The 18,330-nt window shown below is 63.5% G+C and carries 17 protein-coding genes; 3 read left to right on the top strand and 14 right to left on the bottom strand.

The window, feature by feature from the left end:
• Positions 1–329: 329 nt before the first annotated feature.
• A complete protein-coding gene (locus tag CDV44_RS26790; protein WP_087691643.1) occupies positions 330–1,139 on the top strand; it encodes a glycosyltransferase family 25 protein in 810 nt (269 codons plus the stop codon).
• Positions 1,140–1,226: 87 nt separating this feature from the next.
• Here CDV44_RS26790 and CDV44_RS26785 read toward each other — a convergent pair whose 3' ends face one another.
• From CDV44_RS26785 to CDV44_RS26730, 12 genes are all read right to left on the bottom strand, one after another.
• Positions 1,227–1,826 (bottom strand): peroxidase-related enzyme, encoded by a 600-nt coding sequence (locus tag CDV44_RS26785; protein ID WP_087691642.1) that lies wholly within the window; start codon positions 1,824–1,826, stop codon positions 1,227–1,229.
• Positions 1,823–2,359 (bottom strand): CMD domain-containing protein, encoded by a 537-nt coding sequence (locus CDV44_RS26780; RefSeq protein WP_087691641.1) that lies wholly within the window; start codon positions 2,357–2,359, stop codon positions 1,823–1,825. Before CDV44_RS26780 ends, CDV44_RS26785 begins: the two co-directional genes overlap by 4 nt.
• Positions 2,356–3,681 carry an acyl-CoA thioester hydrolase/BAAT C-terminal domain-containing protein gene (locus CDV44_RS26775; RefSeq protein WP_087691640.1) on the bottom strand — a complete coding sequence of 442 codons (1,326 nt, stop codon included), beginning with the start codon at positions 3,679–3,681 and terminating at the stop codon, positions 2,356–2,358. The genes CDV44_RS26780 and CDV44_RS26775 overlap by 4 nt, the downstream gene beginning before the upstream one ends.
• Positions 3,682–3,707: 26 nt before the next feature.
• Positions 3,708–5,291, bottom strand: a complete 1,584-nt coding sequence (locus CDV44_RS26770) for an ABC transporter substrate-binding protein (protein WP_087691639.1) — start codon at positions 5,289–5,291, stop codon at positions 3,708–3,710.
• A 115-nt stretch (positions 5,292–5,406) separates the two neighbouring features.
• Positions 5,407–6,405 (bottom strand): ABC transporter ATP-binding protein, encoded by a 999-nt coding sequence (locus CDV44_RS26765; protein ID WP_058380112.1) that lies wholly within the window; start codon positions 6,403–6,405, stop codon positions 5,407–5,409.
• A 77-nt stretch (positions 6,406–6,482) separates the two neighbouring features.
• Entirely contained in the window at positions 6,483–7,505 is a 1,023-nt protein-coding gene (locus CDV44_RS26760) for an ABC transporter ATP-binding protein (protein ID WP_087691638.1), read from the bottom strand.
• Positions 7,502–8,446: an ABC transporter permease gene (locus CDV44_RS26755; RefSeq protein WP_087691637.1), complete on the bottom strand. Its 945-nt coding sequence runs from the start codon at positions 8,444–8,446 to the stop codon at positions 7,502–7,504. Before CDV44_RS26755 ends, CDV44_RS26760 begins: the two co-directional genes overlap by 4 nt.
• Positions 8,446–9,420 carry an ABC transporter permease gene (locus CDV44_RS26750; protein WP_087691636.1) on the bottom strand — a complete coding sequence of 325 codons (975 nt, stop codon included), beginning with the start codon at positions 9,418–9,420 and terminating at the stop codon, positions 8,446–8,448. The genes CDV44_RS26755 and CDV44_RS26750 overlap by 1 nt, the downstream gene beginning before the upstream one ends.
• The gene (locus CDV44_RS26745; protein WP_087691635.1) at positions 9,417–10,931 is read right to left on the bottom strand and encodes an NAD(P)/FAD-dependent oxidoreductase; all 1,515 of its coding nucleotides are present in this window, start codon (positions 10,929–10,931) and stop codon (positions 9,417–9,419) included. The genes CDV44_RS26750 and CDV44_RS26745 overlap by 4 nt, the downstream gene beginning before the upstream one ends.
• Entirely contained in the window at positions 10,928–11,908 is a 981-nt protein-coding gene (locus CDV44_RS26740; protein ID WP_087691658.1) for a LysR family transcriptional regulator, read from the bottom strand. The genes CDV44_RS26745 and CDV44_RS26740 overlap by 4 nt, the downstream gene beginning before the upstream one ends.
• Before the next feature lie 341 nt (positions 11,909–12,249).
• Entirely contained in the window at positions 12,250–13,875 is a 1,626-nt protein-coding gene (locus CDV44_RS26735) for an exonuclease domain-containing protein (RefSeq protein ID WP_087691634.1), read from the bottom strand.
• Positions 13,863–14,420: a DUF2471 family protein gene (locus CDV44_RS26730; RefSeq protein ID WP_087691633.1), complete on the bottom strand. Its 558-nt coding sequence runs from the start codon at positions 14,418–14,420 to the stop codon at positions 13,863–13,865. Before CDV44_RS26730 ends, CDV44_RS26735 begins: the two co-directional genes overlap by 13 nt.
• A 149-nt stretch (positions 14,421–14,569) precedes the next feature.
• Between CDV44_RS26730 and CDV44_RS26725 the strand changes: the two genes are divergently transcribed.
• Positions 14,570–15,277 carry a glutathione S-transferase C-terminal domain-containing protein gene (locus CDV44_RS26725; RefSeq protein ID WP_087691632.1) on the top strand — a complete coding sequence of 236 codons (708 nt, stop codon included), beginning with the start codon at positions 14,570–14,572 and terminating at the stop codon, positions 15,275–15,277.
• A 74-nt stretch (positions 15,278–15,351) separates the two neighbouring features.
• Here CDV44_RS26725 and CDV44_RS26720 read toward each other — a convergent pair whose 3' ends face one another.
• Positions 15,352–16,530: a GGDEF domain-containing protein gene (locus CDV44_RS26720; RefSeq protein WP_087691631.1), complete on the bottom strand. Its 1,179-nt coding sequence runs from the start codon at positions 16,528–16,530 to the stop codon at positions 15,352–15,354.
• Positions 16,531–16,652: 122 nt separating this feature from the next.
• Here CDV44_RS26720 and CDV44_RS26715 point away from each other — a divergent pair, with 122 nt between their 5' ends.
• A complete protein-coding gene (locus tag CDV44_RS26715) occupies positions 16,653–17,168 on the top strand; it encodes a DUF4019 domain-containing protein (protein ID WP_087691630.1) in 516 nt (171 codons plus the stop codon).
• Positions 17,169–17,295: 127 nt separating this feature from the next.
• On the opposite strand, the gene CDV44_RS26710 is transcribed toward CDV44_RS26715, so the two are convergent.
• Positions 17,296–17,934, bottom strand: coding sequence for a GntR family transcriptional regulator (locus CDV44_RS26710; RefSeq protein ID WP_087691629.1), 639 nt, complete (start codon positions 17,932–17,934; stop codon positions 17,296–17,298).
• Positions 17,935–18,330 lie beyond the last annotated feature (396 nt).

Below are 18,330 nucleotides of genomic sequence, written 5' to 3'. Positions count from 1 at the left end.
GCTTTGCGCGACCGGAATTCCATAACGTCGCAGAATCGTACCGCTGCGGATTGATGCGCGGCTTCTTCTGATTAGCAAGATCAGATTTTCTGCCAATTTCCGCGCCAAGTTTTTTATCACTTGCGCTTAAAATCCGCTGTTCTTCATGTGCAGAACTAACGGTTCACCGTAGCGGGGCGATGGAGATTGGGTTGCTTTAATCCATTACCCTGAAAAGCTGGATTCTCGTTACTCGGTTCGAGTAATCGTTTGAAAGATACGAGAGATGACATATTCGGGGGCTATCGTGACGGTTGTTTTATTGACCGATATGGGCATCGCTGAAGCGTATGTTCACGCGCAGTGCTGCCCGGCACACGATGAATCCACTCTCGAACCCCGGGACAAAGCTCCCACCCGTTGTCGTCATCTCGCTGACCGATAGTCTTACGCGTCGCGCCCACATTACCGAACAACTCAAACGCGCCGGCGTGCCGTTTCGCTTCTTCAACGCCGAACGCGTGAGTGAGTATCCGGCTGTCTATGACGTGCAAACGCGTCTTCGCACTTATGGCAACCACCTGACACTGGGTGAAGTCGGTTGTTATGACAGCCACTATCGTGTGTGGCAGGAGCTCGCCGACTCGAATAACGACATCTGGTGCGTGCTCGAGGATGACGTCCAACTTGCGCCCGGTTTCGCCGCACGCTTGAGCTACACACTCGATGCGACGACGCCCTGGGGGATTGCTCGCCTCAATGAAGGGGGGGACGCAGGCCGGTGGCCCGTGGGACAGCTCCCAGATGGCGCGATTCTGCATGACCACCGCAAGCAGCCCGGCGGAACGCAGGCTTACCTGATTCGCAGGGATGCTGCGCTGACGCTTCTCACTTATGGCAAACGCATGGTGCACCCCGTTGACGACATGTTGAATCGGAACTGGGAGCACGGTATCCGCATGATCTCGACGTCGCCCGCAGTCGTCTCTCACTGCGATGAAATTGTCGACACCACCATCACCGGGAGAAAGAAAGCGCAACGCTCGCTTCCCGAGAAACTGCGCCGCGAATTTCATATGGGCCGGGATAGTCTGAGCCGGCACGTGGATGTCTGGCGCCGGCGCTTCCTGGAATCTCGTCGTTGGAACGAAAGGACGTAAAGAACGAAAGCGCTCCGGCGAAACAAAAACGCGCTGCCTCAGAGAGGACAGCGCGTCATCACTACGGGTAAGTGAAGCTTCTACACCTCACACCGCAGCCGTTTCCTCAGGGAACACCGGCTCACCGAGGTTCAGCATCAGGCGATTCGCCCACGCGAAGATGGCGATCGAGTGGATCAGGTCGAGGATTTCTGCATCCGTCAGCCCCGCTTCACGCAGCGCCTGCAACTGTGCCGGGCGTACATCACCCGGTGTCTCGGTTAGCTCGATCGAGAACTGCGCAATCGCTTTCTCGCGCGCCGTCGTTCCCGCCGTGCGCGGCTCGTCGAACACCTCCCGGATCACATCGTTTCGCTTCGCCAGTTGCTCGAAACGCTGGGCATGCACCGACGCGCAATACACACAACCATTGATGCGCGAGACCACCGTCGTCGACAACTCGCGCTCAGCGCGCGGCATTCCGCCCGGCGCGTACATGATCGCGTTGAACGCCGCCGAGCGCTGGCGCAGCACTTCCGGCTGATGCACCAGAAAGAGGTAGTAATCCGACGTCTTGGCCTTCGGATGACTCTCCTCCAGCACTGCGACCTGCTCCGGCGTGGCCTTGTCGAGTGCCACGACGTCGAGCCACGCGTCCCAGTCGAGTGACTCGTTGGTAAAACCGTGCGAACGGATGATCTCGCTCATGCTGTTGTCTCCCGCGGAGCCAGTTGTTTGAGGGCTTGCAGACCCGCCACCAGACGCGTCTGGTACGACAGGAACGCAATCAGTTGGGCAAGTGCCACCACCGCCGGTGTCGTCAAACCTGCTGCCGGCAGTTGCTGCAATGCGGCCTTGTCGCCCGCAACCGGGTTCTCGATCAAGGTGCGCGTGAAGATCAACATCGCGCGCAGACGGGCATCCGTCACGTCTTCCGGCTTGCCATTCTCGACGGCGGCCAGTTGCGAGGCATCAACGGCATGCTTGCCCAATTCAGCGCGATAGTGCGCAGCGAGCGAAGGTGAGGGCGTGAGTCTGCTGGCATACAGCGCGACGAGCAGGCGCTCGACCAGCGAAATGCCTTCGAGTGCGGGATCGAACAGCCCTTCGTAGCTGCCTTGCGTGGCGACGGCAACTTTGTCGCGCGCATGTCGCAGCGTGTGCGCCGCTGAGCCGGCTTCGAGCCCGGCCACGCGGTCGACGAGATCGTCAGCGATGTCGTATTGAGTGTTGGCGGTCATGATTGTCCTTGTGATTGGGCGCGCTCGGCCACAGCTTTCGCGAGGAACGCCTGCACGGCACTCCACGAACGCTGATCGGCGAGTGCGTTGGCATCCGGCTCACCTCCGCCGGTGCTGATCTTGCCCGAAACCGGATGCGCATAGACGAGCTGCGTCGTCGGCACATACGGAAACACGATGGCGTGTCCGGCACGTGCGAAGTCGAGATGCTCGACCGGATACGGATGGCCATGCTCGGCCAGCCGTTCGGTCACCATCTTCGAGTAAAGGCTCGACGGCCAAGAGCCATCGTCCTCAGCGGACAACAGCATCACCGGCCCACGAATCTTCTCGACCGGAATGCGGGCACGCGCCACGGCTTCCGCATCGTCGAGCGCCGTCAACATCGCTTTGGAATGACGATGCGGCGGCGGTCCTTCATCAAACGGTGCCCACGACGCTGTCCGGTTGTTTTCCCAGATATGCGGCAACGGCTTGCCATCCAGCAGCCACGTCGGGCCTTCGCGGCCGAGTGCCGGGTCGCACGCGTTCTGCGCACTGTGAATCAACGCGCTCGGCACATAACCGATGACGGCCGACACCGCTTCGGGGAACGTCGCGCCGAGCAGCAGCACGAGCTCACCACCACGTGACTGACCCGACAGCGCCACGAAATCATGGGCCGGTTTCACCGTACGGCGAAGCCAGTCCATGCCCTTGGCGAAGTACTCCAGCGGCGTATTGGAGATGTAGTCCGACAACCCCGGCGTTTTGAAATAGCCCAACGCGAAGGCGGCATAACCGTGCGACGCATAGAGCGCCGCGCGCGGTTCGTTAATGCCGCCACCCGAGCCGTTCAGAATCATCACGGCCGGATGCGGGCCGTCGCCCGGCGGCAGGTACAGCGTGCCGACGAGTCCGTCTTCACGCACCTCGCGCCGGGTGACGCCTTCGGCGGCCAGACGCTGGACGAACGAGACGGAAACCGAGGTGGCGTCCCCCCCATCCGCCTGCGCCACAACCGTCGTCACCAGCGGTGCCGACACCGGTTGCGGGAACACGTCACGGCTCTTGCCGTCTTCGGGCACCTGCGACCAGATGAGTCCCATGGCGGACACGCCCTGATAGCTGCCGGCGACGGGCGCATCGCGCGCCACATCGACACAGCCTTCAGCGTCGGCTTCGAAAGTGGCTTCGGCATGCCACACCACGCCGCCCGCCCGCGCGGTATGCGCGGTGAGCGTGACGCGCGCACCGGGCGCCGCGCCGCGCACCACCAGGTGGCGCGGCACGTCGATCAGTGCATCCGCGGGTGTTGCCGTGAGAATGAGCGATGACGTCATAAGGCAATAGATCCCGTGGCGTCCGCTTACTTCGCGGCCTTGGTCACTTGCATCGCGACCGTACGATCGCTCGTGAACGGCGTGACCTTCAGGCCCTTACGCACGGCCCAGATGTTCTGATAGTGATACAGCGGAATCACGCCAACGTCGTCCGACACGACCTTGACCGATTGACGCAGGATCGCTTCGCGCTTGCCTTCGTCGAACTCGGCGGTCGATGCGTCGAGTGCCTTGTCCACGGCCGGGTTGCTGTAATGGCCCCAGTTCGAAGCGCCCAGACCCTTCTTGGCATCCACGGTCGCCAGCACGTTCACGAGCGCGTAGCTCGCTTCGCCCGTGCCGTTACCCCACGCGAGCATCGTCATGGCGTAGTCGTTCTTGTTCGCACGGCCCGAGTACACGGCCCAAGGCACCACTTCCACCTGCGTCTTCACGCCGATGCGCGTCCAGAACTGCGCCACTGCCTGCGCCGTTTCCGGGCCTTGCGGATAGCGGTCGTTCGGCACGTGCATCGTGAGCTTGAAGCCCTGCGGGAAGCCCGCGTCGGCCAGCAGCTTCTTCGCTTGCGCGGCGTCGAACGGAATGTTCTTCACGTCCGGGTTGTAGCCGAACGTGTCTTTCGGCATCCACTGATTGGCTTCGCTGGCCGTGCCCTGCATGATGCGCGACACGATGGCATCGCGATTGATGGCGAGCGACAGCGCACGGCGCACACGCACGTCGAGCAGCGGGTTCTTGGCAAGCGGCTTGCCATTGTTGCCGGTAATGAAATCGTTCGGACCGTCGCGGAACGTCGGTTGCAGTAGCATCACGCGCAGACCCGGATACGGGAACACCGTCACGTTGGGCGACTTCTTCAGACGCGGAATGTCCGAAGCGGACACCTTGTCGATCACGTCCACGTCGCCGGCGAGCAGCGCGGCGGTACGGGCTGCACCGTTATTGATGTAGCGATAGTCGACTTTTTCCCACTCGGACTTGCCACCCCAGTAGTTGTCGTTGCGCACCATTTCCACGCGGTCGCCCGGCGTGTACGACACGAACTTGAACGGCCCCGTGCCGATCACGGCGCGCCCGGCGTTGTAGTCGTCGGTGTTCGACTTCTCGCCCACGTGCTTGCTCACGATATGCACCGACGCGAGGTTCAGCGGCAGGTCCGGGTTTGCAATCTTGGTCTTCACGACGAGCGTGAGCGGATCGGGCGCGCTCATCGTCTCGATGGTGCGCAGGTAGCCCGCGAACGTCGCCACGCTGCCCGGCACGTTACGTGCGCGCGTGTATGAATAGATGACGTCGGCGGCCGTGAACGGCTGGCCGTCCTGCCACTTCACGTTCGGGCGCAGCTTGAATTCCCACGTCTTGGCGTCGAGCGCCTTCCACGACACGGCGAGGCCCGGTTGCAGCTTGTTCCACTTGTTCTCGACGAGCAGATCCCAGAAATGCAGATCGACCGAGCGGTCGCCCGCGTGGTTGTTCAGTTGCGGATCGAGCGACGAAAGCGGATCGGCAAACGCGATGCGCAGGGTCGAGCTTTGGGCGTTTTGTGCGGAGGCCGCGGCGCTCGTCACGAGCAATGCAGCGGCTAACGAGGACAACAAGAAGCGTTTCATTATCGGCAATCCTGGTCGTTGATGAATGAAAGAAGGTCTGACGTGACACTGACCGTGGGCCGGTCACGTCGTCGAATGATTCGAATAAGGCAGCTAATGTAGTGATTCGGCGATATCAAACGTCGTTCAGATGGCACGCACTCACGTGGTTGATCGCTACGCCGCGCAGCGTCGGCACTTCCGTGCGGCAACGCGGCATGGCGTGCGGACAACGCGGGTGAAAGTGACAACCGCCCGGCGGCGCAATCGGGCTCGGAATCTCGCCGCGAATCGCCGAGAACGTCTTGTGACGTACGTCGATACGCGGAATCTCGGCCAGCAGCGCCTGCGTATACGGATGATTCGGGCGGCGGAAGACTTCTTCGACCGGTGCGCTCTCGACCACCCGGCCGAGATACATGATCACCACGCGATCGGACAAATGCTCGACCACACCGAGGTCATGGCTGATGAACACGTACGTGAGCTTGAGTTGCTCGCGCAGATCCATGAACAGATTGAGAATCTGCGCCTGAATCGACACGTCGAGTGCCGCCACGGCTTCGTCGCACACGAGCAGATCGGGCTGCACGGCCAACGCACGTGCGATGCCGATGCGCTGACGCTGACCGCCGCTGAACTGGTGCGGATAACGATGACGCAGCGCCGGATCGAGCCCGGCGCGCTGCAACTGCGCGCTCACGTAATCGTCGAAACCCGCGCGATCGGTCAGGCCATGCACCAACGCGCCTTCACCGACAATGCGGTCGACGCGCAGGCGCGGATTCAGACTCGAATACGGGTCCTGAAAGATCATCTGGATCTTCAGGCGGGCATCGCGCTTTTCGTCGTCGCTCAGCGAGTCGGCGGGGCGGCCATGAATCTGTACTTCACCCGACGACGGCTTGAGCAGCCCCGCGAGCATGCGCCCGAGGGTGGACTTGCCACACCCCGACTCGCCGACGAGACCGACGACTTCGCCCGGCTTGACGACCAGATCGACGTTATCGACCGCGCGCACGACGGCGGGCGGATGCGACAGGCCGACGCGTTCGAGCAGACGCCCGGCCGGGCCGACGTGACGCTCGCCAAAGCGCTTGCTGACGCCGCGCAGCGCGACGATAGGTGCAGGCAATGTGGCACTCGGGGCGGTAGCCGCACGGTTGCCGCCAGCGCCGTGATGACCCTGCGGGCTGTTGGGTTGTGCGGTGCTCATACCATCTCCTTTTGCAGCGCGGCGCCCGGGTGGAAGCAACGCACCAGACGGCCCGGCGCGGTCTGCGTCATCTCGGGGCGTACAGTGCAGGCCGCCGTGGCGTAGGCGCAGCGCGCGGCGAATGCGCAACCCGCCGGCATCGTGAGCAGATTCGGCGCCATGCCGGGAATCTGGCGCAGACGCTGACCGCGTTTGTTCAGACTGGGCAGGCTGCCGATCAGCCCGGCCGTGTAAGGGTGTTGCGGCGCGTCGAGTACGGCGTCGACCGCCCCTTGCTCGACGATGCGGCCCGCGTACATCACGGCCACCGTATCGGCCAGACCGGCGACGACCGACAGATCGTGCGTGATCCAGATCAGCGCGGTGCCGTGCTGGCGCGCAAGCTTCTGCACTTCCGAAAGAATCTGAGCCTGAATGGTGACGTCGAGCGCAGTGGTCGGCTCGTCGGCAATGATCAGATCGGGCCGGTGCAACATCGCGATGGCGATGGCCACGCGCTGGCGCATGCCGCCCGAGAGCTGATGCGGATACGCGCGCAGGCGCTCGTCCGGGCTGGGAATACCCATCATGCCGAGCGTGTTGCGCGCCAGTTCGCGCGCTTGCGACTTCGACACGCGTTGATGCGCACGCACGGCCTCGATCATCTGCACGTCGATGCGCAGCACGGGGTTGAGCGTCATCATCGGGTCCTGAAAGATCATCGCGATGCGATTGCCTTGCAGGTGGCGCAGCTCGGCCGGCGTCAGACGCGTGAGATCGCGCCCCTGAAACAGCACTTCGCCGCCGACGATGCGACCCGGCTCATCGACGAGGCCCATGATCGAAAAGCCGGTGACTGACTTGCCCGATCCCGACTCGCCCACGAGGCCCATGATGTGGCCGGGCGGCAGCGAAAACGAGACGTCGTCGACGGCCGGCAACGTGCCCGCACGCGTAAAGAATTGCGTACGCAGGTTGCGAACTTCCAGCGTGAGTGGCGTCGCGGCACTAGTAGGAGTAGAAGGCGTCGCACCGCTCATTTCTGCAACCTCGGATTGAACACATCGCGCAGGCGATCGCCTACGAGATTGATGGCGACGACCGCGATGAGCAAGGCGAGGCCGGGATAAACGCTGATCCAGTATTCGCCGGAGAGCATGGTCTGGTAGCCGTTGGCGATGAGCAGGCCGAGCGACGGCTCGGTGATCGGCACGCCAAGACCGAGAAACGACAACGTCGCTTCGAGCGTGATGGCGCGTGCGACTTGCAGCGAGCCCACGACGATGAGCGGCGGGAGGCAGTTCGGCAGAATATGGCCGAGCACGATGCGCCAGTTCGGAATCGCCTGGCAGCGGGCGGCTTCGACATACTCGCGGCGCGATTCGACGAGCGCCTGACCGCGTGCCGTGCGCGCGAAATACGCCCACTCCAGCACCACGAGTGTGAGCACCACGTTGCCGATGCCTTTACCCACATACGCAAGGATCATCAGTGCCACGAGAATCGACGGGAACGACAGCAGCAGATCGACGAGCCGCATGATGAGCGCATCGACGCGGCCACCCGAGTAGGCGGCTACCAGACCGAGAATCGTGCCGAGAATACCGGCGATGAGTGCCGAGCCGACACCGACCCCCAAGCTGATGCGAAGGCCGTAAATGATGCCCGACAGCAGATCGCGTCCCTGACCATCCGTGCCCAGCCAGTAAGTGAACGTCGCGGCACCGTTGGCGGTACCCGGTGGCAGACGTGCGTCCATGACGTCGAGCTGCATCAGGTCATACGGATTCTGCGGCGTGATCCACGGTGCGGCGAGCGCGGCGACGGCCAGCACGACAAAGATGACCAGACCGAACACGGCACTCTTGGAGCGCAGGAATTCGTGCAGGCCTTGCTGCCAGGGCGACTCGCGACGCACCGGTACGGGCTCGACGGCGGGTGAAACAGGCGGCGCGCCATTCGGAGAAAGATTGAGCGACATCAGGCAGCGGCCTCCACGCGCACACGCGGATCGAGCCACTTATAGAGCACGTCCACGATCAGATTGAGCGACACGAACAGGCACACCACAACGATGAGATACGCCACGATCACCGGGCGGTCCAGTGAGTTGATGCTGTCGAGAATAAGCTTGCCGGCGCCCGGCCACGAGAACACGGTCTCGGTCACTACGGCGAAGGCAATCGTCGAACCAAATTCGATGCCGAGCACCGTCACGAGCGGAATCAACGTGTTGCGCAACACGTGCACGACCACGATACGCAACGGCGAGAGGCCCTTGGCGCGTGCGAATTTCACGTAGTCTTGCGGCAGCACTTCGGCCACGCCGGCACGGGTGAGGCGCAGGACGAGCGAGATCTTGAACAGTGCCAGATTGAGGGCGGGCAGAATCAGGTGACGCAAGCCGTCGATCGTCAGGAACGACCACTCCACGCCGAACACGCTGACCGTGGCACCACGTCCACTCGCGGGCAATATACCCAGATGCACGGAGAAGAACATGATCAGCATCAGGCCGACCCAGAACGTGGGCAGCGAGAAGCCGACGATGCTGCCCGTCATGAGCAGCTTCGAGATCGGGTTGCGCGGATAGAGCCCGGCGAACAGACCCAGCGGAATACCGATGAACACCGCGAGAATCAGCGCGGAGACGGCGAGCTCGAGCGTGGCCGGCAGGCGTTGCAGGATCAACTGAATCGCGGGCACGTTATAGACGAAGCTGTTACCCAGCTCGCCATGCAGCGCACCGCCGAGAAACGACAGGTACTGACGCCACAACGGCTGGTCGAGTCCAAGCTGCGCGATGATGCGCGCACGGTCGACCTGATCGACGTCCTGACCGATCAGGATATCGACGGGGTTGCCGATGGCATGCAGGCCGACGAACACGATGAGCGTCATCAGCCAGACGACGAACACCGCTTGCAGCACGCGGCGGAGAATCCATGCACTCATGCGATGCGCTCCTCGCGAGCGGCGCCGTCGTCACCATGGCCGTTGTCACCATTCAGTGCGGGCGGCGGCGGGGCGGGCGTCCATTCGTCGCCATAAACTTCAGGCTCGGCGTACGTTTCCATATTGGCGTAGTGATGCTCGACGTCTTCGCGATAGAACGAACCTGCCAGCCCTTGTGCGAGACGCTTGGCACCCTCGCTCACCGCAGGGATATCGCCGGAGACAGCACCGTGCGTGAGCGTAGCCGGCGCGCAGAAGCAGTGAATGCGATCGAGGCCCGGGCAAGCACCGGGTGTCGTCTCGAGGAATTCAAACGTCGGTCCGAGGTCGGGCGAATCGGAGAGCTCGACATCTTCGTCACCCGCCGCAGGCGCGTAGCGGTCGCTCCACTTGCGCACGTACTGCGCAAACGGGGCAAACTCCGGACGGCTCGTGATATCGATGCGGAACCCCGTCGCAAAGACGAGGAAGTCGAGCACAAACGTGCCCTTGGCCGTGCGCACATGCAGTTCGTCGCCGACCGGGGTGACGTCGAGAATCGGTGCACCCAGATTGAAGCGGGCATTCGGATGACGCGACACGCGCAGCGTGCTGCCACGCGGGGGCGGCACTTGTTGCACGTTGACGTAGTGGCGAATGCGCCATTTCCATTCATCGGGCAGGTTCAGATGGCCGTGGGTCAACCCGGGGTTGCCTGCCCCCTTGCCCTTGTTGATGCGCGGAATATCGTCGCGGCGGATGAGCAGATCAACGCTGGCGGCACCCGCTTCGAGGGCGGTGGCGGCGCTGTCCATGGCCGACGCGCCGGCGCCGATCACGCCCACGCGTTTGCCGCGCAGCGTCGCGTAGTCCATCTCGTCGGACGAGTGCGCCCAGAAGCGGCGCGGCAGGTCACGCGCAAACGCGGGCACGGTCGCACCGCCCAGACCGTCGCGGCCGGTGGCGAGTACCACGTGGCGCGCATAGACGGTGCTGTCGCCTTCGGGCGACGTCACGGACAGCGCAACCAGACCGTCTTGCCCGCCACTCAGCGGCGTAATGGCGGTGATGCGATGTTCGTTACGCACGTCGATCGCGAGCACGTCGCGATACCAGCGCAGGTAGTCCATCCATTGCAGACGCGGAATCTTGTCGAGGGCATCCCACGCGTCGAGGCCGAACTGCGCTTCGAACCATGCGCGGAACGTGAGCGCAGGCAGGCCGAGCGCCGGGCCGGTCAGTTGCTTGGGCGAGCGCAGCGTTTCCATGCGTGCGGTCGTGGCCCACGGGCCTTCGAAGCCACGGGGCGACTGATCGAAGATCACGGCGCCGACACCCAGATGCGTGAGCGAGGTGGCGGCCGCGAGACCGGCCATGCCGCCGCCGATGATGGCGACGTCGAGCACGGGTTGTCCGTCGTGCGTGCGCGCAGGCACCCAGCGTTTGGCGGGCAGTTCGAGCCAGGCGAGGTCCTGACGCAGGCGCGTTTCGAGCGCGGTCAGGCCGATGGCGGATGTCGGGGACTGGGTCATGACGACAGGGCTTCCTTGGGGGCGGGCAGATCGCCGTAGAGCGACTGCAAGACTTGGGCGTGTTCGGTGGCGGCGCGCTGCACGAAGTCGGGCAGCAACGTGCGGGCGGCGTCGGCCAGCGCATCGACGAAGGCGAGCGCAGCCGGTGATGGCGCGCGGGCGTCGCGTGTGATGACGCCGAAGAAGAACGGGATGTCGGCGTCGATGGGACGCACGGCAACGTCGGCCAACGGCAGACCGTAAGCGGTCACGGGTTCGAGCACGGCAATGCCGAGGCCGGCACGCACCGCAGTCATCGCGTTGATCGACGCGTTGGTTTCAATCAATCCGACCGGGGCGACGCCCGCCTGGCTGAACGCCTGATCGAGACGGCGGCGCAGCCGGTAGGGGTTCTGCATCGTGATGATGCGCCGGCCTACGCATTCGGCCAGCGGCAGGCGGTCGTAGGCGGCAAGCGGGTCGTCGCAACGCACGGCGGCGACGCAAGCCGACTCGCCGATCCAGTGCACGACGATGCCGCGATGTTCGAGCGGCAGGCTGGTCACGCCGATGTCGGCGGCACCCGTGAGTACGGCGTGCACGACTTGCTCGGGCGAGGTGCTGCGCATCTGGATCTGGGCGCTGTCGCGCGCGAGTCCGGGCAACGCGAGGGCGGCGGGGACGAGGCCGGCGGCAAGCGCCGAGGTCGCCGCAATATGCAGCGGCCGGGTCTGACCCCGGGCGATCTCGTCGGCGCGGGCACGAATTTGCTGCAACCCGGCGAGCACGTGCTCGACGTCTTCGAAGAGCAGAAAGCCTTGTTCGGTCGGCGTGACGCGCGGGCCGCTGCGGGTGAACAGGGCGTAGCCGATTTCAGCTTCCAGCTCCTGAATCATCCGGGTGATGGCGGGCTGCGAGCGTCCGAGCAGGCGTCCGGCAGCAGTAATGCTACCGGTCGACATGACCGCCGCGAAGGCTTCGAGTTGGCGTAATTCCATCGTGCTCGGTGGGGTGGGACGGCGTTGGGCGGGGCGCGACGGCACCGCGTGCGGTGCGTGTTGTCCGGTCATCGACGTCGCCGAGGCCGCAAAAACGGCAATTCTTGTTGTATTCGGATTGCGTATTCTTCGGCCATCAGCATGCGTCTTGCAAATACTTAATATTTATATGCTCATGCCGTACGGTGCAAAGGCGGGTTTTGCCTAGGTGACGGCGGTGCGGAAATAAATGGGAGGAGCGGTGCGGGGGAGGAACGGCGGCGTCTTCAGGGCGCGCGCAGGCGATGACGCCCGGCCAGTGGGTGGCCGGTGCGTTCCGTGTCGATACGCCGGGAGGGAATTTATTCCGCGTCGAAGGGCAGGCGGCGCTGTGCCGGGTCTTCCGGACGCGGCAACCGGCGACGCAACAACGCCACACCCTTTCGCTTGGGGGCAACGTCTTGAGGCGGTTCGACAGGACTCAGGCGAAATGCCGGCCGTGTGAGGTGAATGATCACTAACGGGGACGACGCGGCCAAACGTCGCCCGAGCAGGCGGTAGATATCCGGATCGAAACCGGTCACCGGCGGCATGCCGTCGATCAGATCATTCAGGGCGTCTTGTGAACTGACGCTCCCAAGGTACTGCCAACGGTCGATCACGTGATATTCGACGTTGGGGCCGTCGGCGTCATCCACGACACCTTCGGCAGTCGCGCGGCGCTCTTCAATGGCGATCGGGCCATCGTAGGGCCACGTCTGCAATTGCAGGGTGGCGAGCGCTTCGCGCAGGCGCGCCGTGTGCGGGGCCAGGGGCGCTGCACCGGTACACACGCCGTCGCAGCGTTTGACCTGATAGCCGAAGCAGGGGCGTCCCGCCTCGCTTTTCTCCAGCCCGAGCTGGGCACAGCAAAGCCGATGCTCGTCGGCGAGCGACCGCAGTGCCATTTCTGCCCGGTTGCGCGACGAGAACGTGCCGTAGAGCGTGCCCGCACTGGCAAAGTCCACGGTGCGGGCGTTCACGAGTTGCGGCGTGTCGCTCTGCGCATCCATCTGCCAGCTATAGAGACTGGCCGAGCGACGCAGCATCCGGTTATGAATCGGCTGCAACTGTTTGACGAGTTGCGATTCCAGCAGCAACGCCCCGAGTTCGCCCGCCGTGCGCCGCGCTTCCACGCGGCGAATTTCCTGCGAGATCCGCAAGTCTTTGGCGACCTGATGGTCGCTTGAGAAGTGAGAACGCACGCGCGCGCGAATGTCGACGCTCTTGCCGACGTAGAGCAACGTATCGCCTTCGCCATAGAACAGATAGACGCCGGGGGTATCCGGCAGGGCGTCGATGGCTTCGTCCGGCAACTGTGGCGGCTGGCTGGCGCGTTTGGTCACACGCTGTACCGCTTGGTCGATCAACGCCGGTTGATAGAGCGTGTGCAGCTTTTGCCAGAACTGCCAGAGCAGATCGGCATCGGCGAGCGCGCGGTGGCGACCCAGCGGTTCGAGGCCGAAGCGTGCGATCAGCGCGTCGAGCCCGTGGCGCGCGGCGGCCGGAAACAACAGCCGCGACAGCCGCACGGTACACAGAACGTCGGCCTGAAACGGGATACCGGCGCGACGGAATTCATTCTTGAGAAAGCCGTAATCGAAGCGCGCGTTGTGGGCGACGAACAACTTGCCATGCAGCCGTTCGGCGAGCCCTTGCGCCAGCGTGTCGAACGACGGCTGACCCCGCACCATCTCGTTGGTGATGCCGGTCAGTTGCTGAATGAAAGGGGGAATCGATTCGGCAGGGTCGAGCAACGTACTCCATTGCTCGATGCCGTTCGGTCCGACCTCGACCACGCCGATTTCGGTGATCCGGTCGGACAACGCATTGCCGCCAGTGGTCTCAAGATCGACGAACACCATCGGCGCAGACAGCGACCGGGCGAGCTCGTCCGGATCGACTGGGTCGACCGGATCGACTAGATCGACTGGATTCAGGCCGGGCATGCCGGGCCACCGGCGTGGGGCGATGACGAACGTGGGGTGGACTTGATACCTTTCGCCGCAGCAAAATTCGCGGTGTCTTCAGGGCTATCGTCGCCAGCGAATGCGGCCACGATGGCGCGGAACACGGCGGGTGTCGGCGCGTCGGGCCAATGCAGGTCGACGTTGGCGTCGAGTGCCGGCAACTCGCCCGCGCGACGCAGGGCTTCATCGCCCGGCAAGCGCAACACGTGCGCAAGCACCCACGCCTCGTGACGCGCATGCAGTCCGATGTCCGCCTCGGCTTCGTCGGCGATGGCCACGAGCGTGCGCCAGTCGAGCGCCATGACGGTCGTGGTGACATTGGCGGCAGTGGTGACATTGGCGGCAGTGGTGGCCGCGGTGTCAGCGGTGGCAGCGGCAGCGTCATTGCCCTCGGCACGCGCGGACAGCTCACCCGCGAGCGTGCGGTGATGCTGCGCATAACGCGCGGCAATCTCGCGCACGACGCCCGCAAGATCCCGCTCGGCGGCGCTTAGCGCCAGTTGATCCCAGTCGATTGTTTCCATGAGAAGGTTCCTCGATTGGGTGACATGATACTGTATAAAATCACAGTGCGCGAGTGACGTGGACGCGACATTGTTCGCCGGGGCGCGCACTCATGTAATACTCTGCGCCATCCGTATTCATCCCCTTTTTGCGCAGGAGTTTGGCCAAGATGTTGACCCTGTACACCTTTGGTCCGGCGTTCGGACTGCCCGATGCCAGCCCGTTTGTCATCAAAGCGCAGATGCTGCTCAAGCTGGCCGGGCTGCCTTATCAGACGGACCGCGGCGGCTTTCGGCGCGCCCCCAAAGGCAAGCTGCCGTTTGTCGACGACGACGGGCAGATCGTGCCGGACTCGACGTTGATTCGCCTGCACATCGAACGAAAGTACGGGTTCGACTTCGACGCCAGCCTGACACCCGAACAGCGTGGCGCGGCGTGGATGTTCGAGAAGGCGCTGGAGGATCACTTCTATTGGTATGTGGTGCAGGCGCGCTGGTGCGACGACGAGAATTTCGCCAAGGGTCCTGCGTCGTACTTCAAGTCGATTCCATGGCCGGTGCGCCCGGTGGCGGAATCGTTCATCCGCCGCAAGATCCGCACCACGCTGCAAGGTCAGGGCACGCAGCGCTACTCACCCGCGGAGCAACAGCAGTTGCTGGCCCGTGGTGCTCAGGCGGCCGCCCAATTGCTCGGCGACAAACCGTATTTCTTTGGAAATTCGCCTTGCGGCGCGGATGCCACGGCATTTGCGTTCATCGCGAGCGCGATGGCGCCGCAGTTCAAGCATCTGTTGCGTGACGAGATCGACAATCACCCGAATCTCACGGAATACGTCGCGCGCATGCGTCGCGAGTTCTTCCCGGATATCGCCAACTGACGCCGGTTGCGGCCGACCCGCATCAAGTCACGTCAGCACGTCGATATTCGGCCCGGTCTTAACCGCTTAACGCCTCAACCCGCCTCTGACGCCGTCTCGTCGCTCGACAGTACATCGGAGAGCACGAGATTGCGCCCGGAGATCTTCGCGGCATACAGGGCGCGGTCGGCGCGCATGCACAGCGCTTCCAGACTCTCATGCTCGTGCCACGTCGCGACACCCCCGCTCAGCGTGTAGTGACAGACGCCGAACGGCCCCGCCACGAGATGCCGGCTCACCTGCGCGCGCAGGCGCTCGGCAATGCGAATGGCACCCGCCGTATCGGTGCCGGGTAACAGCACGGCAAACTCCTCGCCGCCCAGCCGCCCGAAGATATCGCCTTCGCGCAAACCGTCGCGCACCAGTTTGACGAACTCGCGCAGCACGGTGTCGCCGCCCGCGTGGCCGTAGGTGTCGTTGATCTGCTTGAAGTGATCGAGGTCGATGACCACGATCGACAACGGCCAGCCGTGCGACAGCGCCCGCGCCATCTCCTGCCGGGCGAGCAGATCGAAATGCTTGCGCGAGAGTGCGCCCGTCAGATAGTCGCGATTGGCGGCTTCTTCCGCCGTGGCCAGCATGGCGTCGTGAATCATCATGACGGAACCCATCGTCATCGCCGGCATGACGACCGCGCCGATGGTGAGCATGACGGCGTTGAACGTCGACGCCCCCATCAGCTCGGGGCCGGGCGCGGGTGCCCAGCCGAACACGGCACCCCGCACGATGTGTCCGATGGCAAATGCCGTGGCGAGTCCCGCCGTGAGCCAATAGTTATAGGGATGCCGCCGTGGCGGGATGTGCCGCATGATAAGCACGGCCGTGGCGAGCAGGACCACCGCGTGATACGCCGAGACAATGACGACCCGCAACTGTGTGTTCTCGCTGCCGTAGAACCAGAACAACATGGACCCGGCCAACACGCCGAGCGACGCGCCGAGCACCGGCCAGTGCGGTGACTGGCCGAGGTAGCGGGCACAACCGGCGTAATAGAGCAGCAGGCCGCCGCCAAGCATGACGTTGGCAACGGGAATCGAAAGGAAGTCGGGGACGTGGCCGCGCAGGGCGAACAGTGGCAACGAGATGAGCACCGCCACGTTGGCCCAGCACCACTCGCGCACTCCCGCGACGCGCGAGCGTACCAGCGAGCCGATGATCAGCAACATCATGAAGCTGAGCAGGGCAGTGATCGCGAGCAGAGACGTCGTCAACATGGGGAAGGCCGGCGGGGGGAGGCGGGCATGTGTAGTGCATTGTAATGTACGACGCTGTGCGCGTTACACACCAGTAGAATGGCCGGGTTAAGGTTTACCGTCTATCTTCTGGAGCTTTTGTCATGTCGATGTCCTGCCTTCACCGTTTCCTGACACTCACGCTTGCCGTGGCCGCTGGTCTGAGCGCAGCCGCGGTGCAGGCGCAGGAGCCGATGACACGGCGCTCGGCCCAGCCGCCGCTGTTTGCGACGCCGGCCAGCGGCGTGAGTGCCCCGGCAAGCGACATCAACCGCGATGTGAAACCGGCACTCGAAGCCGCGAATCTCTGGCTCGGACTGGTGGATATCAATCGCGCAGAACAAAGCTGGGAACAGGCGGCAGCCGTGTTTCAACGCTCGTTGCCGGCCGACGCGTGGGCGCAGAGCCTGAGTGCTGCGCGCACGCCGCTGGGCAAAGTGAAGTCACGCAAGGTGGCGGACGCGGTGTTCACGCGCGCCATTCCGGGGCAGCCCGACGGTGAGTATGTGGTGATTCAGTACGACACGGCGTTCGAGAACAAGGCCGACGCGCATGAAATGGTCACGATGTTTTACGGCGTCGACAGCCGCTGGCGCGTGGCGGGTTATCTGGTGCGCTGACCGGCCGGACGATTCGAGGTAGCCCACGCCCTTGACGCGGCCCGGCGGCAGCCTTCTGGGCGCGTCTATGCAGCTTGTATGGGGAATGTAGGTAGATGGCGCGCTTGAGACCCGCCGCTCGTGCGGTTCAGCGCGGCAGGGCGGGCTCGACGATGCCCATCGTCGTCTCAACGTGATGACGCGCAATCTGTGCGGCGCGCACTTCATCGTGCGCACGCAGCGCGTCGACCAATTCGCGATGCTGGGCGTTGGTTGCGCTCAGTTGCTCGTCCGAGAACATGACGGGAATGCGCAGCGCCCAGTAATAGAACTGAATACGCTCGTGAAACTGCGTCAGCACGACGTTATCGGCGGCTTTGACGATCAATTCGTGGAATTCGCTGTTCAGGCGGTTCAGTGCCAGACGCGGCAGATGGGTGCTCGGCTCCATTTGCTCGATGAGCGCGGCAAGCGCATCACAGGCTTCGGGCGTGATTTTGCGGGCGGCCAGCCGCGCCGTTTCCGCTTCGATCGCGGCACGGCTTTCGAAGATCGCATTCACCTGAAGGTGATCGACCCCCTGAACTTCCCAACCGCGATTGCGGGCGATAAAGCCTTCGCCTTGCAGGATCAGCAGCGCTTCGCGCACCGGCGTGCGGCCAACGCCGAGCAACTGGATCAGATCGTCTTCGATAAGGCGCTGCCCCGGCTTGAGCTCCGAGGCGAGAATCATGCCGCGGATTTTCGTCCGCACTTCACCAGTAATCAGGTTGCTGGGCGCTTTCATCTGATGCTTATCTTCCCTTGAGCGGCGAGGTATCCAGTGAGGCGCTAGGCCCCCATTGCCGCTGCGGATTTTACAGAGTTTCTTTCTGACCCTTCAAAACCGTTCCCAAGGCGTCAAAGTTGTGGCAGCCATGCGGACCGCGGATGAATGCAGTCCGGTTTTGCACAATTCTTTCGGTTTCCGAAGCGAGGGCTCGCTTATACGCGCGTTTGAAGCGAGTGAAAAATACCATAAGCCCCGGCGTAGCGGGGTTCGCGCTCACTAACTTGTTGCGTGAGTGCCCACATCGCGAGCGTTGCGGGTGCCGAAACATGCGTCGCCCAATGCGGCTGCGGCGTTGATGAATATGTGAAACATCGGGCGGGTAGCACCTGCCGGTATAACCCTTCAATCCTG

The sequence above is a fragment of the Pandoraea sp. PE-S2R-1 genome (assembly GCF_002179865.1).
Taxonomy (GTDB): Bacteria; Pseudomonadota; Gammaproteobacteria; order Burkholderiales; family Burkholderiaceae; genus Pandoraea.
The sequence above is the reverse complement of the archived record's forward strand: the minus strand, read 5'-3'. Positions and strand labels throughout refer to the sequence as shown.

Coding starts and splice junctions, on each gene's coding strand:
- CDV44_RS26785 (WP_087691642.1), bottom strand. CDS start 1,826: ATGAGCGAGATCATCCGTTCGCACGGTTTTACCAACGAGTCACTCGAC.
- CDV44_RS26750 (WP_087691636.1), bottom strand. CDS start 9,420: ATGAGTGCATGGATTCTCCGCCGCGTGCTGCAAGCGGTGTTCGTCGTC.
- CDV44_RS26780 (WP_087691641.1), bottom strand. CDS start 2,359: ATGACCGCCAACACTCAATACGACATCGCTGACGATCTCGTCGACCGC.
- CDV44_RS26710 (WP_087691629.1), bottom strand. CDS start 17,934: ATGAAAGCGCCCAGCAACCTGATTACTGGTGAAGTGCGGACGAAAATC.
- CDV44_RS26715 (WP_087691630.1), top strand. CDS start 16,653: ATGTCGATGTCCTGCCTTCACCGTTTCCTGACACTCACGCTTGCCGTG.
- CDV44_RS26725 (WP_087691632.1), top strand. CDS start 14,570: ATGTTGACCCTGTACACCTTTGGTCCGGCGTTCGGACTGCCCGATGCC.
- CDV44_RS26755 (WP_087691637.1), bottom strand. CDS start 8,446: ATGTCGCTCAATCTTTCTCCGAATGGCGCGCCGCCTGTTTCACCCGCC.
- CDV44_RS26775 (WP_087691640.1), bottom strand. CDS start 3,681: ATGACGTCATCGCTCATTCTCACGGCAACACCCGCGGATGCACTGATC.
- CDV44_RS26745 (WP_087691635.1), bottom strand. CDS start 10,931: ATGACCCAGTCCCCGACATCCGCCATCGGCCTGACCGCGCTCGAAACG.
- CDV44_RS26720 (WP_087691631.1), bottom strand. CDS start 16,530: ATGTTGACGACGTCTCTGCTCGCGATCACTGCCCTGCTCAGCTTCATG.
- CDV44_RS26735 (WP_087691634.1), bottom strand. CDS start 13,875: ATGCCCGGCCTGAATCCAGTCGATCTAGTCGATCCGGTCGACCCAGTC.
- CDV44_RS26740 (WP_087691658.1), bottom strand. CDS start 11,908: ATGGAATTACGCCAACTCGAAGCCTTCGCGGCGGTCATGTCGACCGGT.
- CDV44_RS26730 (WP_087691633.1), bottom strand. CDS start 14,420: ATGGAAACAATCGACTGGGATCAACTGGCGCTAAGCGCCGCCGAGCGG.
- CDV44_RS26770 (WP_087691639.1), bottom strand. CDS start 5,291: ATGAAACGCTTCTTGTTGTCCTCGTTAGCCGCTGCATTGCTCGTGACG.
- CDV44_RS26760 (WP_087691638.1), bottom strand. CDS start 7,505: ATGAGCGGTGCGACGCCTTCTACTCCTACTAGTGCCGCGACGCCACTC.
- CDV44_RS26790 (WP_087691643.1), top strand. CDS start 330: ATGTTCACGCGCAGTGCTGCCCGGCACACGATGAATCCACTCTCGAAC.